Raw genomic sequence first — 16,766 nt, 5'->3', positions numbered from 1 at the left:
TCACCACTCACCACTCACCACTCACCACTCACCACTCACCACTCACCACTCACCACTCACCACTCACCACTCACCACTCACCACCAATCACATCCCTTTCGCCAACAGCTTTTCAAGTACGTCTAGTGTTTCGTCAATATGGGCTTGGGTGTGTTCACAGGAGATGAAGAAGCGCAGTCGGGCGCTTTTCTCGGGTACGGCGGGGTACAGAATGGGCTGTACGTTGATGTCCTGCTCCAGTAGTGCGTTGGAGAGATACGCCGCTAGGGGCGAGCTGCCTACTATCACTGGTACGACGGCGGAACCGATACTTTGGCCAGTATTCATACCGCGAGCTTGAGCTTGCTCTAGGAAGTAACGTGAGATTTCTTGCAGTTTGGCGACGCGCTCTGGCTCTTGAGCCATCAGCTCCAGCACTTTGAGTGAGGGGGCAGCCACTTGCGCGGGCATGCCTACACTGTACAAAAAGCCCGGTGCGAAGTAGCGCAGAGTTTCGACTAGCGCTTTATTGCCTGCAATGTAGCCGCCGCAGCCAGAAAGCGTTTTGCTCATGGTGCCCATCCAGATATCGACATCGGTGGGGTCAATCGCAAAATGTTCCCGCAGGCCCAGACCGGTTTCGCCCATCACGCCAAACGAATGGGCTTCATCGACCATTAGCCAAGCTTGATGGCTCTGTTTGAGGGCTATAAAGCGCGGCAAATCGGGGATGTCGCCGTCCATGCTGTAGAGCCCTTCAATCACGACCAATACGCGCTCGAACTGGTGACGGTGCTGGGTGAGCAGCGCTTCCAGGGCGTCCGGGTCGTTGTGGCTGAACGACATGCGCTTGGCGCCAGAGAGCTGTGCGCCCACCAGTGAGCTGTTGTGAATATACTCGTCGTGCAGGATGAGATCCTTTGGGCCGAGCAGGTAGCCAAGGGTAGACACATTGGTCGCGTGGCCGCTGACGAACGCGACAGCATCTTCAACGGCGTAGGCCTTGGCAATAGCGCGCTCAAGCTCCCCATGAATAGGGCGCTCGCCCGATACGACACGGCTAGCAGATACTGAGGTGCCGTAGTGAGACGCTGCTTCGCACGCGGCACGAATCACACGAGGGTCGCCTGAGTAGCCTAGATAGTTGTAGCTGGCAAAGTTGATGCACGTGCGGCCATCCATCACGCTGGTGGCTCCGGCTAAGCCATCGTGCACTTTGAAAAAAGGCACTTTAAGGCCTAATTGCTGAGCACCTTGACGCATCATAGTCAGCTGTTGGTAGCCTGGGTGAGCATCAAAACGTGTAAAGCGTTCTGGAACAGATTGGGCTGCCCCTGCGCTAGGGGCGCTGGGAGCAGTGGGGCTAGCGGCTCTGGCAGTAGGGCGCTTGCGCGCCTGTTCTAACAGCTGACGTTTCAACTCGGAACGCTTGGCGGTCATGGTGTCTCGGTCGCAGGGGTGGATGCTGGCGCGCTGGTGATGCCATCCGCGCCGTGGCGGGCGGCCAGAGAGGCTAACGCATCTTGTGGCGACTCTTCAACATCCTCATCGTGCTGGTGCAGCTTTTGAATGAGCACGCCCGCGAGCTTATTGAGCGTAGACGCTTCGCTGAGCACCATTACCGGTACCTGAACGCCGAGACGGTTCTCAATCGCGGTCATCAGCTCGACGCCCATGAGCGAGTCGAAGCCCATGTCGTAGACGGAACGATTAACGTCGATCTTCTCTTCGTCGATCAGCAGAATGCTGGCAAGCTCAGCGCGCAGCAGTTCGGTAATCGTGCTGTGCAGCTCTTCTGGCGAGAGGTCCGCCAGCAGTGCGCTGATGTCGTCATCGCTATCTAGGCTGCCGTCGTCGTCGCTGGCGCGCGCAATCTCATCGAAGCGCGGCGCGCTGGAGGTGGGCAGAAAGCGCGCTAGGGCACCCCACTCCAGTTCCAGTACGCCCAGGCTTGGCCCGGGAGTCAGCAGCATTTGCTCAAGCACTTTGAGCGCGTCGTCAGAGCGTAGTGCCGAGCCGCCCAGGCGCTCTTGCAGCGCATCACGGGTGCGTGTGTTACGCGCCAAGAAACCGACATCTTCAATTGCGCCCCAGCGTACGCAGGTGGCTGGTAGGCCTTGCGAACGGCGGCGGGCCGCAAACGCTTCAAGCCAGTGGTTAGCGGCCACATAGTTGGCTTGGCCAGGGTTGCCAAACAGCGTGGTCGCCGACGAATAGAGCACGAAAAAGTCGAGGGCTTCGTTAACAGTAAGTGCTTCTAAGTGCTTGGCACCGTCAATCTTCGGTGAAAGCACTTTTTGAATACGCTCGGCATCCAGGTTGCGAATCAGGCCGTCGTCGATAACGGTGGCGGCATGTACGATACCGCGCAGCGGGCTTAGCTCGCGTTTCGCGCGCTCAAACACCTGCGCGAGGGCGTCGCGGTCGGTAATATCGCACGCCGCCGCCAGCACTTTCACACCTTGCGCTTCGAATTCGGCCACGGCCGCTTGGGCTTCATCGCTGGCAGGGCCGCTGCGGCTGAGTAGAATCAGCTCGCGCGCGCCTTTATCTACCAGCCATTGCGCGGTTTTCAGGCCAAACCCGCCCAGGCCACCGGTGACCAAGTAGCTGGCATCGCTGGGGAGACGCATGCTGCCAGTGCCTAGCTGCTCTTGGCGTGGTGGGGCAATGGGCTGTTCGTAGGTCACCACGACTTTGCCGATCTGGCGCGCCTGCTGCATATAGCGGAAGGCATCAATCACCTGGCTGTGGCTAAAGGCGGTGAATGGCAGCGGGCTGAGTGTGCCGTCGTTAAACAGCGCCATCATTTCGCCGAATAGGCGCTGGGTGAGGGCGGGCTGTACCTTCATCAGCTGGTCGGAGTCGATACCGAAGTAGCTCAGGTTGTTGCGGAACGGGCGCAGGCCAATGTGGGTGTTTTCATAGAAGTCGCGCTTGCCCAGCTCCAGGAAGCGACCGAACGGGCGCAGGGCGCGCAGGTTCTGGTTGATGGCTTCACCGGCTAGAGAGTTAAGGACGATATCAACGCCTTCACCCTGGGTATCTTCGAGGATCTCTTCCGCGAAGGTGAGCGAGCGGGAGTCGTAAAGGCGCTCTTCGCCCATCAGGCGTAGGAAGTCGCGCTTCTCTTCTGAACCCACCGTGGCGTAAATCTCAGCGCCCATCCATTGGGCGATTTGTAGCGCGGCAATACCCACACCGCCTGCTGCGCCGTGAATGAGCACTTTTTCACCGGGTTCTAAGCGCGCCAGATGCTTCAGCGCGTAGTACACGGTAAAGAAAGTGGTCGGAATGGTGGCCGCAGCGGCGTAGCTGACGCCCTCCGGCAGCGGGGCCACGGCGTGTTGGCTGGCCATCAAGCGGTCACTGAAGCTGGCGGGGCCAAAGCCCACGACGCCTTGGCCGGGCGTCAGGTGGTGAACGTTACTGCCCACGGCAACGACTTCGCCGGAGAACTCAAGACCCAGGGTAGGGCCCGCAAAGCCGTTCTCAATCGCTTCATCCGACAGCAGGCCCAGGGTGTACATGACATCGCGGAAATTAAGGCCGGTCGCTTTGACGCGTACTTCTACGTCATCCGCGCCTAGCTCCGGCAGCTGGCGCGGCCGCCACTGCAGCTGGCGAAGCTGTCCGGGTAGCGCAAAGCCTAGCGTCATGGCGTGGCTTGCAGAACCTTTATCCGCTTTTTTCGGGTGCGGAGCAGGCAACGTGCGCAGTCGTGAGGCATAGCGTATGCCTGCGTGCGTGATGATTATCTCGTTTTCGCTGTCGGGTGTGGCAATAGACGTTGCAAGGCATTCGACTACAGAGGCGTTAGTATCTAAAGGAAGGTCTATCAGTGTGACACGATGACCAACAGCTTCGTTAGCGAGTGAACGGCCAAAACCCCAGAGCGCCGCATCATCTGTACTTTGATAGCCTTGCGTGGGTAGCCACAGAGTGACCTTGCAGCCTTGAGCTTCCAAGCCGCTAGCTTCTAATGCGAGCGACCACTGCTGGGCCTCAAAGCACCGCTGAGTTTGTGCGCTGGTGCTATTAATGCCTAGTTTGCGCAGGTCCAGCACGTTGAGCGCATCAGGTGTTTCCGGTAAATCAGCGAGCGCGTTTTCTAGCAGAGTGTGTGGCGCTGTACCGCTGACCCGTAGCCATACGGTGTTTCCTTCATGCTGGGCCAAATGTTCAGACAGTTGAGAGGCTAAAAGCTCTTGCTCTGCACTGGCTACGACCAGTGTGTTCGTGGTCGTTGCAATGGTGTCGGCTCTCTCAAGCCCCATAAACTGGGTATGGACTAAGTAAGCGCCGTTTTCTTCCAACTCAATAGGTGCGACAACGCTGAAACCATGGCTGGTTAACCATTCAATCAGTGTGTCTTGCTCTAAGGCTGCTTCATCAATACCGGGCGTTGCCAGCAGGTCATCTAGCCATCGGCTGGGATGGATCCCGAGTACCATCACCTGAGCACCCGGCGCTAGCTGAGCAGGCAGCGCATCAATCAGTTGGCGAGTGCGCTGAGGTTGAGTGGCATCTACGCTAACAAAAGCTATCTGGGCTTTCTGCGCCTCAGTCAATTGTGCCGGCTCACCGTCCAGTGTTTGGATGTCCATCAGCGGAAAATGCTCTTGGAGCTGTTCCGCCTGATGACGAGCTGTATCGCTCGTAGTCATGGCGCGATAGTGATACAGATTGTTAGTGGACGGTTTGCCCTGTGCAAGCTGCTCTAGTAAGCGCTGGCCTATGGCCGGTGCGCAGGGGCCAGCTTCTAACAGCTGTAGGCGATGCCCTTGGGCGAGCGTGGGTAAGGCAGTAATCATCATGGCGCCAAACTCAGTTGCCAGTACTTGCCAGCCGTTTTCGCCTATTATTACTCGATTAATGCCTGCGAGATGCTCAGTGCTAATACCTAAGCTTTCCAGCGTTTCGCTGTTATTCGACAGCGCCTCTCGATGTAACCCTAAGCGGCCGATTAGATGAATGGGCGCAAAGTAATCGGGGTAGTCTTGAACGAGCAACTGCCAAATAGTTTCAGGCGGAAGTGCCTGTTCATCTTCGCTCAGGTGGCTTTCAGCCTCTTGGCTACCTTGCTGGGCAAAGGCTTCGCTTAGGCTATCCAGCAGGGGCGCGACTTCTTGTGCATAGCGCTGGCCAGTACTTGCCGTGTAGGCATCACTTAGCCCAGCTAAGTGGTTAAGTGCTTCGCCAGAGAAGGGCAGTGCGGCGGTTGTTAAAGGAGCGGGCGTTAGCTCCACATCCAGATAGCTGAAGTGCTGGTGGTGCGCACGGTTCAGGCGAATGGCCTTGAAGCGTGTCTGGCTTAGCACGGCTACGGCGCGGCCTTGGGCATCAAATAGCTCAAAATCGGCCGTGAAGGAGTGCGGGGCACGTTTGCCCATCACCGCACGGGCGATCACTGGCGCGCCTGCCTCGGCATTAACCTGAATACGACCCACACGCACCGGGACAAAGGCGAGCTGGGCGGCAAATTCACTGTGCTGTGCCAGCAGCGGAATGAACATCTGGAAGGCGCTATCAAGAATGCCGGGGTGTACATGCAGCGTATCTAACTGTTCAGCCACCGCTTCGGAGAGTTTGATTTCACCAATGACGCTATCGCCCTCAATCCAGCCGCGCTGAATGGCTTGGAACGCAGGGCCGTAGTGCAGGCCGATACGTTCGGCCATGTGCAGGTGCTCATCCAGGGTGTAGTCGGCGTCACGCTTAGGCAGTGTTGGCGCTTGGCGGTTGAGCAGGAAGCCGCGGCTTTCGCGCATGCGGCGTGCCACGGCATTGAGCTGCCACTCGCTTCCCGTGGCGGGCTCGCGGGAGTGTATCTCCAAGCGGCCATTGTCGGGGTCTAGGGTAAGGCGCATGGCGCGGCCGTTGGGGCCGTCCAGCAGCAGTGGGGCGCGAATTTCTAGCTCTTCGATATCCAGAACCGGCGTCTCTTTCTGCTGCAGCGCGGCAGCCAGCGCGAGTTCTACAAACCCTGCGCCGGGGAAGACCGCCCCTTCACCCACCACGTGGTCGGCAAGCCAGGGCTGCCGCTTGGTGTCTAGCTGGCTTTCCCAGGTGTGCTCTTGCTGCGCTAATGGATAACCCAGCAATGGGTGCTGATAGTAACGCGACAGCAGGCCCTGGCCGTCGTTGGTGCCTTGTACCCATAGGTGAGTGCGCTGCCATGAGTAGCGGGGCAGCAGCACGCGCTGGCCTTCTATCGGGAAGAAGCGCTGGCTATCTAGGTGTAAGCCGCTGAGTAGCAGCTGGCTAAGCGTGCGGTTCAAACCTTCTAATCCAGGTTTGTGGCGCTCGATAGTGCCGAATACTAGACCGCTGCGCTCTTGCTGGCGCAGCGATTCGTTCAGGTAGCGGCGCAAAATCGGGTGCGCGCCGACTTCGACGAAGACGTTGTAGCCTTGCTCAATTAATGCGGTTGCGGCGCTATCAAACAGCACCGGCTCGCGAATATTGAGCCACCAGTAGTGGGCGTCCAGTTTTGTGCCTTTGCTGAGCGCGCCTGTCACCGTAGAGAAATAGGGGATCTCTGTGGCTTTGGGGGTGATGCCCGCGAGAGCATCGACCACGCCTGCCTGAATGCTGTCCATGGCGGGGCTATGGAAGGCGTAATCTAGCGGTAAGCGCTTAGCAAAGGTGCTCTCGGCGCTCAGTGCGGCTTCCAGCTCGCTAAGCTGGTCGCGGTTGCCTGCTAGGGTAATGCCTTTAGGGCTATTAATGCCTGCTAGGCTTACGCGGTCAAATGCTGGTTTAGCGAGCCAAGGGGCGATTTCTTCGGCGCTCAAGGCAACGGCGGTCATCTCACCCAGGCCACGGGTTTTGCCCTGGTAGTCACTGCGGTAATAGATGACTTTGACTGCATCTTCCAGGCTGAGCGCGCCGGAGGCCCAGGCGGCGGCAACTTCGCCCACGCTGTGGCCAAATACAGCTGCTGGGGTAATGCCCTGGGCTTTTAGCCACTCGGTGAGCGCCACTTGCAGGGCAAACAGCGCAGGCTGGGCGATTTCGGTGCGTACAAAGCGGCTCTCTTCGCCTTCAGGCTGGTTACGGCCTGCTAATTCGTCACGCAGTGAAAAACTGCCGTGGCGTTGGAACAGGGCGTCGACACGGTCAATGGCCGCAGTGAAATCGGCGTCGCTATCCAACAGGTCATGGCCCATGGTTTCCCACTGGCAGCCGTTACCGTCATACACGAACACTGGACCTTTGGCATCGGGGAGACGCTCTAAGGTCGTGACCTCAGGCGCTTCGCCTTCTGCAAACTGGCGCAGTGCCGTGGCGGCCTCCTCTGCGCTGCTGGCGAAGCAGAGCGCGCCGTGGCTGTGCTGCTCACGGTGGTGGAACAGCGTATGAGCGATATCGTAGAACCCTTGGCCGGCTTCCTGAAAATGCTTAGCCAGGGCGAGGGCGTTTTCCGTTAGCGCTGCCTCGCTGCGAGCGCTGAAACGAATGGGCAGCGGGGCATCCGGTGTTTGGCGAGGCGCGGCGGGTTTTTCCGGTGGGCTTTCCAAGATCACATGGGCGTTAGCACCACCAAAGCCAAACGAGTTAATGCCAATCACCAAGCGGCCTGTGGGCTTTAGCGGCTGGGCTTTGGTGACAACGCTTAAATTCCACTCATCGAACTTGATGCGTGGGTTCAACTTACGAATGCCGATGGTCGCGGGGACTTCACGGTGCTGTAGGCTGTACAGCGCCTTGGCAAGCCCGGCGACCCCTGAGGCGGTTTCCAGGTGGCCTACGTTACTCTTCACCGAGCCAATCAAAAGCGGCGTTTGGCGATGTTTGCCAATCGCTTCGCCAATGGCGCGGGTTTCAATGGGGTCGCCAACGGCGGTGCCGGTGCCGTGGGCTTCTAAATAGTCGATCTCATCGGGGGAGATACCGGCCTGTTCATAGGCACGGCGCATCAGGTCGGTTTGGGCACTGGGATTCGGCACCGTCAGGCCTGATTTATGACCGTCGGTATTCACTGCAGAGCCCGCGACTACAGCAAGAATGTTATCGCCGTCGGCGACGGCTAAATCGTAGTCTTTGAGTAGGAATAGTCCTGCCCCTTCAGAACGTACGTAGCCGTTGCCTGCTTCATCGAACACCTGGCAGCGGCCGGTGGGCGAGAGCATGCTGGCTTTAGAGAAAATGATAAAGCCGTAGGGGTGCAAGTGCAGGCTGATACCGCCCGCCAGCGCCATGGTCGTTTCACCGCTGCGAATGGATTGGCAAGCCTGATGAAAAGCCACCATGGAAGACGAGCACGCGGTATCCAGCGACATGCTGGGGCCGTGCAGGTCAAACACGTAAGAGAGTCGGTTGGAGGCGATGCTTGAAGTATTGCCCGTGGCGGTCGAGGCATCAATGGCCGCCATGTCATCCGCTAAACGGTAAGAGTAGTCAAGACTGGCGACACCCAGGAAAACGCCGCACTGGCTGCCACGCAGGGTGCTGGGCACGATGCCGGCGCTTTCCATGGTTTCCCAGGTGAGCTCCAGCAGCATGCGCTGCTGCGGGTCCATATTGGCCGCTTCGCGTGGGGAAATACCGAAAAACTCTGCGTCGAACCCGCTGATATCGCCCAGGCTACCCGCAGCAAAGGTGACGCTGGTGCCAGGGTGGCGTTTATCTGGGTGCCAAAAGGCATCATGGCTCCAGCGATCTGGGGCCACTTGGGTGACGAGGTCTTTTTCGGCTTGCAGGTCTTGCCAGAACGTTTCAGGGGTGGTGCCGGGGAAACGATGGGCGGCGCCGATAATGGCCACACGTTTAGTCATTCTTGCTCCTGAGGTTCTGGTTCTGCCTTGATCACATCGTTACTTATATCGCGTTCAAACACTTGTTTAAATAGCCGGACGCCAAGTTCGTTGGCTGCTACTCCCTGCGTAGGGTGCTCCGCAGGCGTTTGGTCAGGCGGTGTTGGTTGGGTTGACCATATCATGTATGGGGTGCTCCCCGTAGGGGGCGTAAAGTGCCCATACGCATCTGGCAGTATAGGTACATGGTCGCCATACCAGCCCAGTAAACCAGGCCTGGCGCACTCGTTTAGCGCTGTTTTAACGTTTGCCAACATTTGATCAGCTTCACCTAAATGGTGCAAATACACGGCTAGTTCGCGCAGGTGGCCTGGAAGAGGCCATGCCGCATGGGGCAGTGTGTCTGCCAAGCGCGCCTGAGTAGGGGCTTCTAAATGCAGCGGGCCGTGATTTTCCATGGTGATCACAAAAATAAACAGCGGCCTATTATCGTCATCTTTGAGCAGGCGTCCAACCTTTCGTGCCACGGCCTGATCGCCGATGTACTGCCCGTGCTTATCTTGACTGGTAAAGGCCGCGATATCGATAAAGGTATCGAACCCTAGCAGAGGGATGACTTTATCGCGCATATAAAACGTGGCTGGGTAGGGGTGAACGCATACGGTGCGATAACCCTGTGCCCGAAAAGCGCTGGCAACGCTTGGAAGTGGGTGGCGGCTTATGGTGCGGTAAGGATTGAACTGCCTGGGGCCCCAGCGATGTGGCGCAAGTCCGGTGAGCACGGCGCACTCGGTTCGCACGGTGTTAGCCCCCCAGGCGGGCACGCTTAGTTCGCCTTTTTCGATAGCTTCCTGGCACGTGGCATCAAAATGCTGCAGCAGTGTGTTAGCAACGTCTGGGCACCAGGGACGCGGGTCAAAAAATGACTCGCTCTGAATCAGGACAACATTGGGTAAGGTGGCCCTTGGGGTGTCAGGGTACAGCGCCTGTTGACTTACTTTCAAGAAAGGCGAGGCGTCAGGCGTGGGCGGAGTGGAGCGCATCAGCGCCACGCCGTATGCCCACAGGCTGGCATGTAGCCCTGCGCGGTAAAGATCTTCCACGGGATTAAGCGTCATCGCGGGTAGTGCACGCACTCCCGCTCCTACCATCAGAGCGCCCGCTGCACTTAGTAGCAGCGTGCTTTGCAAGAAGAGGCTAGCGCCCCATTGGCTGACGAAAGACGCTTCTAAATAGAGGAAGCTGCCAATGGCGATAGCCCCGGCGCTGCTGGCAGCGATGGCAAGGCCAATGCCAAAAAAGGGCACGTAGAGCCTAGGGTGCAGTATGGCGTCCCAGAAGTACTCGAAGTCGTGGCATATAAACGGCTCGTTGAGCGTTTTGGACTTGGTATTGCTTGATTGAACGACGACCAGCTGAAGCGACAGCACAAAGACGACAGAAAACCAGGGGCGTTGAAGGAGCAGGGTAAATAGTCCAAACAGCAGTAGCCAGCTGCCTAAGTGGGTAGCATTCGCGGCAATGGGGCGTTTCCAAAGGGGAGCAGGTCGAGGAGATAGTAGCGCTTCAAACGCAAAGCTGCCCAGTAATCCTACGAGCAGTGGCAGACTCATCGACATCAGTAGGCTGGAGAGCATGTTACTGGCCCCCTACATGATCAAAACCCAGTCGTTTGATGAGCCACTGCGAGACGCCCGCTGGCAAGACGGCCAGCCACCAAGTGCCAAAATTCAGCGGGAAGGGAAAGCTGACCCGTGCGCGGTTGGCTCCGATGCCGCGAGCAATCACTTTTGCGGCCCGTTCCGGCGGCCACTCCCAAGGCTTGGGGCCGGGCATGGCGTTGCACATGGGGGAGGTGACGTAGCCGGGCATGACGACCGTCACGCCAATTCCACAGGGGGAAAGCAGCCCACGCAGGGCTTCGCCGTAGGCTTTAATGCCCGCTTTGCTGGCGCTGTAGGTGGGCGTGCTGGGTAGCCCATGCCAGCCAGCGAGGGAGCTAATAAAGACCAACTGGCCGCTACCCCGTTCGCGCATGGCGGGCACCAAGTGATGCGCCATGGCAATGGGCGTGGTGAGGTTGATATCTAGCAGGGCTTGAACGTCTGCCCAAGGCTCAAGCTCACCTAACTGCTCAGGGTGTGTGTTCTTGCCTGCGTTGGCGATGACGATATCTGGCAGATGCTCGGTGCTGAGCGTTGTGAGCCACTGTGCAAGTTCATCACCATCGGTGAGGTTGATGGATGACAGCGTCACTTGCGCGCCTTTCTCTCGGCAGGCGCTGGCCACCTGTTCCAGTGCTGAGGTGTTACGGCCATGGAGAATAAGGTGCGTCTGCGGGGAGGCATACTCCTTGGCGAGCGCTCCGCCGATGGCCCCCGTCGCTCCGGTGATCAGCACGCAGCGTGAACGTTTTGTCTGTTCCAAGGTTGTGGAGTCAGTGGTGGAATCAGTTGTGGCGTCTGTCGAGGCGTCAACACTCACAGCAGCTTCTCCAGCGGTGATGGGCAGGCTTCCAGGATGTGGGCGGCATTATTGACGGCAAGATCAATCCCTGGTCGGCAGTAAAAGCCGCCGTTTATTTGGGTGGCGTACATGACCGTTTTGCGAAAATAGTGGAATAGCTGGGCGCTAGGTGGTGGTGGTTGCTGCCAAAACTCATCCAAAGCGCCTTCATAAGTCAGGCCTGCTAGGTTGTAGATGGGGTCACTCAGGGTAAAAGTTGGGCATTGATGCTCCAGGGAGACCAAGCCTACGGTGCTGTTGACCGTCACTGTGCCTTTCGCGTGCCCCAGTAGTTGATTCAGGTCACCAGACTCTAAATACACGATACGCCCTTCTAGCCCATAAAACGTGGATAGACGCGTGATGGTTTTTGTGTAGTTATCTAAACCCATATCGAGTGGGTGGTTCTTAATGCATAGCAGTGCATCGTTTGGTGCATGCTGTGCAAATGACCCCATGACGTAATCCATCACTTCTTCCATATGGGAATAGGGCGAGTGATAGCGAATCTGAGCATCTGTATTCAACTGCAACGGCAGCATAAAGTAAGGCGTGCCACTTTCAATTAGCGCCTTGATACGCTTAGCATCGCGTTTTTTCCATGACTTTAATTGCTGGAAGCGCTTGATGTAGCCAGCGTATTCCACCGGCGCCGTAACAGGGGAGTGGTTGCGGTAGTGGGGGGCCAGTAGTGGATTAAGCAGCCCCGCTACGTGGTAGGCCACATCGTGTTGTGCACGCACTTTAAATGGCGAATGGAAATGCGTTGGCTTGGGCAGCTCAGGCAGCGCTTTGCCTGTTTCAAAAAACCATGTGGGGTCGCGAGGTAACAGCGAGTGGCCGTTTACGCCCTCACGCTCAAGCGTCACCCAATAGGGGCGGAAGTAGCCCTCTTCAAAGACGTGAGTGCGTACGCCCGCTTCTGGCGCTTGTTCGATGGCGGGGCGGTGTACGGGGCGCTGGTCTCCGAACATGATCTGATCAGTGATGTCGTGGCGCTGCCTTAAACGTGATATGTATTCAGGCAGTTCGCTGAGTGGGCCACGAAATAAATAGCTTTTGGCGTGCGTGCGTTGCCAATACAGCATATCTCCGGCATTGAAGTTAACCTTCACCACTCGATGGCCGTCGTCCGTTAAACGGCGTGCCAGGCGTTGGTAGAAGGGTGAGCATACGCCCTGGAGAAATAAAAATGAGCGTTTCTGCTTCAACTTAACGCCTTCCTTTAAGAAAATAACGGTACCAGCGGTATAGGTGCTGCTTCCATGTAAGCACGTGTTTTTGTGCGTCTGGCCTGCGTGCTTTTGCTTGCTCCAACAGGCTGATAACGGTTTCTGCGTTGCATAGCTGACCTGATGCAGGGTCTACATAGCTAGGGTACAGAAGCAAGGTGCCTGCCACTAGCTCGTCAAGGCTGAGCGTTCGTGTACGCCTTTCACAGTTCATGGCATCGTGGGTTAGGCCCCAGCCTGCATAAAAAGGTAGGCCGTAAGTGAATACCTGACGATGCCTCAGCAGTGCCTCAAAACCAGTGAGTGAACTCATAGTGTGAACAGCATCCACGCGCTCCAGCAGAGCGGTAATGTCCATATCACTACCGTCTACATCATACAGCTGCTTGGCATCGCTATCGAGTTTGCCCACCCGCGCGCCACTAATCACGTCTGGGTGTGCTTTATAGATAATAAATGCATCGGGTTCCGCTTGGCGCACGGCTCTTAATAGCGCACTGTTGGTTCGAATGCGTGGAGAGCCGGTGGCTATTGAGGCGTCGCTTTCTACTTGGCCGGGCACCAATACGATCGTTTTATCGCTGGGAAGCGATAAGGCGGCTTTCCCAGAAACGTTGTATTTCGATAGCTTGAGCGATACTAGGCGCTCACGTAGCTGAGCTGCACGTTTCAGCAAGTGAGAGCTGAATTCTTGATGATTAAGCAGGCTCTCCAACTCACTGGACTGACTGGGATCGTAATAAATACCTAGGCTATCGATGGCAAGTGATAACGGTGTTGTTAGGTCTGTGCCAAGGCCTACGGATCGGATAAATCCATCCTCAATGCGCCATAGCTTGTGAAGTTGTTCGGCGTTTCGGCTTATAAAAAGGGGGTCAACGTTGCTTGACCATGCCAGAATCCGCGGAGCGTTAGCGCCCGTTTGAATACTGTCAGGCAGCACGTCTTGATAATGGATAGTGGCCGCTGGACCAAGAAAGTAGCCAATAAACTCTCGCTTCCAGGCCGAAAAGCCACACGCTATCCATTCCCCCCTTAAGCGCTCTTGTTGGCGTCGCTGATCAGCGATAAGCGTGATGGTGTCTTCCAGAGTGGAAGGTTGGCCTGTGTAGGGGTTGGCGTAGCGTGCATAACGCAAATACGCGGCTGCGAATACCTCATCAAGGGAGCGTTGTTTCACCCGGCGTGGGCAGTCAAGCTGGTCATGAGTTAGCCCCCAGCCAGCATAAAAAGGTAGCCCGTAACAGTGTACTCGTTTACCAGCCATCAGGGCTTCAAACCCCAGTTGGCTGGTAACGACATAGACATCGTCTACTTGCTCAAGTAGCGCCCAAGGATTGATATCGTCACTGATGATTTGGCAACGCGGATGGTCCAGCGCTTGTGTGAGGTGCCCCTGTTTGTGACCTGCAATGACATCAGGATGGATTTTTACCAGCACATTGGCGTCTGGGTGGTGTTCAAGGGCATGCTCCAGCATTAGCGAAAAGCTGTCTGAATTAGCCCCGCCGTACTCAATGGATGCATCCCCCGCCGTTTGATCGACCACTAACACCTGTGCATCGAGCGTTTTGAGCGAGCTATCCGGAGCATGATTATACTTAGACAGTCGGTGGTGCTTAAGGAGCGCTATACAACGCTGAGCCCTGGCCAACTCTTCGGGGCTGAAAGTAGCCGTGTTGAGCCAGTTTTCTAAATCGCTAGGACGCGAAGCATCGTAATAAATGCCGCTGTAATCAGCCACGATGCTGTTGGGCTGGTAACCGTCGGCGCCTGTTCCCAGGGAGCGTAAAAAGCCATCTTCAAGTGCTAAATAGGGCAAGTGGTGACGTGCGGCAAAATCTCTTGCGCCTACGCTGGTAGGCTTTAACCCCCAGCCAATGACCAGATCAGGTTTTGGGGTAAGTTTGCGTATCTGAATAAAACGGTCACATTCTGGCAGTAGCGCTGCCAAAGTGGGTATCTTACTGACACCTCTGTAGGTGTAGCCTGCGATATTTTTTGCCATGAAATGGGCCGCATTACCATCAAGAAAAGGTTTGCTGAATAGGCGGCGAACATACGTGAAATAAGCGTGGTTATCAATTAAGCCGTTTCTGGTTTACCTTTGTGTAACGGGCGGCACGCAGTGATACAGTTTGGAAAAAATATCTAAGTTGACTTAAATCAACGCGCACAAGTCACTTGTTTTTGGTAGATTTGTTTTCTATGTCACGATTGATGCTCAACCCGTGGGCTCAATTTAAGGAAAGTTAACGAGATAGGGATTTTTGGTGCGCTTAGCCCCCATGATTCATAGGCTCATTACATTTCGTTCTTTAAAAAGCCGGCTTTTGCTGGGACTTTCCTGTGCCTTAGCTGTATTGGCGGGTGCAGTGCTAGGAATGGCGTGGCAGGTGGGTAAAACCATGGTTCACGATACCAATATGGCGCATCTACGGTACGAAGCTGATCTGCTGGCGGATGAAATTACGCAGCAGATCAATCAGCGTATCAATGCATTGGAGCGCTTGAACGGTGCGCTTGGTCTGTCCAACGACACGTCATGGCTGAACTATGAACTGCAAAAAAATAGCTCTCTATTGGCGTGGTTTGAAGGCTTAGTCATTAGCGATGAAGAAGGTGTCATTCTAAGCGATTGGCCAAGCGTTGTGGGACGAGTAGGCCTAGATACCTCAGAGCTTGAGTATTTTAAAATGGTGAGGGGGATACGCCGCCCCTATGTCAGTGAGCCCTTTGTGGGGCGTGCCAGCGGCATGCCATTGGTCTTGATCAGTGTGCCTCGCCTGGACTCAGATGGTCGCTTTGCTGGGTTTGTGGGAGGCATTGTTAGCCTTAAAAGCAGCGGTATGTTTAAGCGTCTAAGTACCATTCGCTTGGGCAACGAGGGATATGCTGCCGTCTCCACCGCGTCAGGTAAAATTCTTTACCACCCCGATCATTCGTTGGTGAATGCTGAAATCAGCAACGTTCAGTTAAACTCATTGTTAGAGCTCGCGCTGTCTGGCTGGAACGGCGAGGGCGTCGCTGAGCTTGCCAATGGTCGTATCAGCCTACAGGCATATGCACAGGTGTGGCCTGCTGACTGGGTTGTGGGATTGTTTTTGCCTGCCGATCAGGCACAACTGCCGCTTTCAGGGTTTATTTATAAGCTGTTAGGTATCTGGTTTGTGATTGCATTAACCATGATGCCTTTGTTGTGGTGGCTCCTCACCCGCATTCTCAAGCCGCTTGACCATCTTGAGGCGCAGATTGGCGAAGTAGGCGTTGGTCAGCGAGAGAACTTAGAGCTAGCCACCAATATGCAGGAGTTGCAGCAAGTGGCGGTCACCTTTAATCGGGTAGAGCACGAGCGCCAGCAGTTGGTGGGGCACCTGCAAGAGCGCCAGGCATTTTTGGATTCGGTGTTAAGCGCTACGCCTCAAGGCATGTTTGTGGCTAACTTTGGCGGCAAAATCACCTATATGAATCCCGCGCTCCTTGAGATGCTGGACATTCCTTCGGATACCCCTATGGAAGCTTGGATGGAGCAGGTTCATGCGGATGACCGTGAGGGGGCGAGGGATATGTGGGTGCATAGCTTGAAAACAGGCAGTGACTTTGTGCGCCAACTGCGCTTTGTGCGCAGTGACCAAGAAACCCTGTGGCTGGATATACATGCGCGAGTGGTGATGCTTTCCCAGGGGGGGCACTCGTTAGGGTTGGTCGGTGTCGTGAAGGACATTACCGAACGCCGCCAGCAGGAGGCGCTGCAGCGCTGGGAGGCGGAGCACGATCCGCTTACCGGGCTCCTAAATCGCCGAGGGTTTGACCGCCGTTTGGAAGAAGCCTTTGCCGATTTTCAGAAAACCAGCACCCCCTCAGCGCTGTTACTGTTTGATTTGGACCATTTTAAGCCTATTAACGACGAGGGTGGTCATGCCCTGGGCGATGAAATGCTACGGCGTATTGCTCAGATAGTGGCTTGGGAAGTTCGTCGTAGTGATCATGTGGCCCGCCAGGGAGGGGATGAGTTTGGTGTCTTACTGCCCAGCTGCACATTGGCCCAGGCTGAGCGTATTGCTGAGTCGTTACGTCAAGCGGTGAGCGAGGTGTCAGTCACGCATGAAGGGAAAGAGTACACCGTGACGTTAAGTATCGGCGTGACGACCTTTGATGAGAACGATGAGACGGTAGAGGTCGCGCTTTCTCGCGCTGATGCCGCCAGTTATGAAGCTAAAGGGCAGGGGCGTGACGGGGTCGTCGTGAAGCTGCCAGAACAGTTCGATCCTATGGCACTGTTTGATTAAAG

General features: G+C 56.3%; 7 protein-coding genes. 1 reads left to right on the top strand and 6 read right to left on the bottom strand.

What is annotated here, in order from left to right:
- Positions 1-87: 87 nt before the first annotated feature.
- From R0J87_RS11560 to R0J87_RS11535, 6 genes are read right to left on the bottom strand one after another with little or no spacing between them, the layout of a single operon-like run.
- Entirely contained in the window at positions 88-1,419 is a 1,332-nt protein-coding gene (locus R0J87_RS11560; protein WP_498886278.1) for an aminotransferase class I/II-fold pyridoxal phosphate-dependent enzyme, read from the bottom strand.
- Entirely contained in the window at positions 1,416-8,759 is a 7,344-nt protein-coding gene (locus tag R0J87_RS11555) for an SDR family NAD(P)-dependent oxidoreductase (protein WP_498886277.1), read from the bottom strand. Before R0J87_RS11555 ends, R0J87_RS11560 begins: the two co-directional genes overlap by 4 nt.
- Positions 8,756-10,375 (bottom strand): LTA synthase family protein, encoded by a 1,620-nt coding sequence (locus R0J87_RS11550; protein ID WP_498886275.1) that lies wholly within the window; start codon positions 10,373-10,375, stop codon positions 8,756-8,758. The genes R0J87_RS11555 and R0J87_RS11550 overlap by 4 nt, the downstream gene beginning before the upstream one ends.
- A gap of 1 nt (position 10,376) precedes the next feature.
- On the bottom strand, positions 10,377-11,165 hold the full coding sequence (locus R0J87_RS11545; RefSeq protein WP_498886279.1) for an SDR family NAD(P)-dependent oxidoreductase: 789 nt from the start codon (positions 11,163-11,165) through the stop codon (positions 10,377-10,379).
- Between the two features lie 53 nt (positions 11,166-11,218).
- Positions 11,219-12,454: a capsule polysaccharide biogenesis protein gene (locus tag R0J87_RS11540; protein ID WP_498886273.1), complete on the bottom strand. Its 1,236-nt coding sequence runs from the start codon at positions 12,452-12,454 to the stop codon at positions 11,219-11,221.
- A 1-nt stretch (position 12,455) separates the two neighbouring features.
- Positions 12,456-14,483 (bottom strand): capsule polysaccharide biogenesis protein, encoded by a 2,028-nt coding sequence (locus tag R0J87_RS11535; RefSeq protein ID WP_498886271.1) that lies wholly within the window; start codon positions 14,481-14,483, stop codon positions 12,456-12,458.
- 280 nt (positions 14,484-14,763) lie between these two features.
- Here R0J87_RS11535 and R0J87_RS11530 point away from each other — a divergent pair, with 280 nt between their 5' ends.
- Positions 14,764-16,764, top strand: a complete 2,001-nt coding sequence (locus R0J87_RS11530) for a sensor domain-containing diguanylate cyclase (protein ID WP_498886269.1) — start codon at positions 14,764-14,766, stop codon at positions 16,762-16,764.
- Positions 16,765-16,766: the final 2 nt, after the last annotated feature.

Source organism: Halomonas sp. SIMBA_159 (assembly GCF_046536035.1).
In the GTDB taxonomy this organism is placed as follows: Bacteria; Pseudomonadota; Gammaproteobacteria; order Pseudomonadales; family Halomonadaceae; genus Vreelandella; species Vreelandella venusta_A.
The sequence above is the reverse complement of the archived record's forward strand: the minus strand, read 5'-3'. Positions and strand labels throughout refer to the sequence as shown.

What these genes read in the sequence shown, in the direction of transcription:
- R0J87_RS11550 (WP_498886275.1), bottom strand. Translation starts at nt 10,375, where the DNA reads ATGCTCTCCAGCCTACTGATGTCGATGAGTCTGCCACTGCTCGTAGGA.
- R0J87_RS11535 (WP_498886271.1), bottom strand. Translation starts at nt 14,483, where the DNA reads ATGGCAAAAAATATCGCAGGCTACACCTACAGAGGTGTCAGTAAGATA.
- R0J87_RS11555 (WP_498886277.1), bottom strand. Translation starts at nt 8,759, where the DNA reads ATGACTAAACGTGTGGCCATTATCGGCGCCGCCCATCGTTTCCCCGGC.
- R0J87_RS11560 (WP_498886278.1), bottom strand. Translation starts at nt 1,419, where the DNA reads ATGACCGCCAAGCGTTCCGAGTTGAAACGTCAGCTGTTAGAACAGGCG.
- R0J87_RS11530 (WP_498886269.1), top strand. Translation starts at nt 14,764, where the DNA reads ATGATTCATAGGCTCATTACATTTCGTTCTTTAAAAAGCCGGCTTTTG.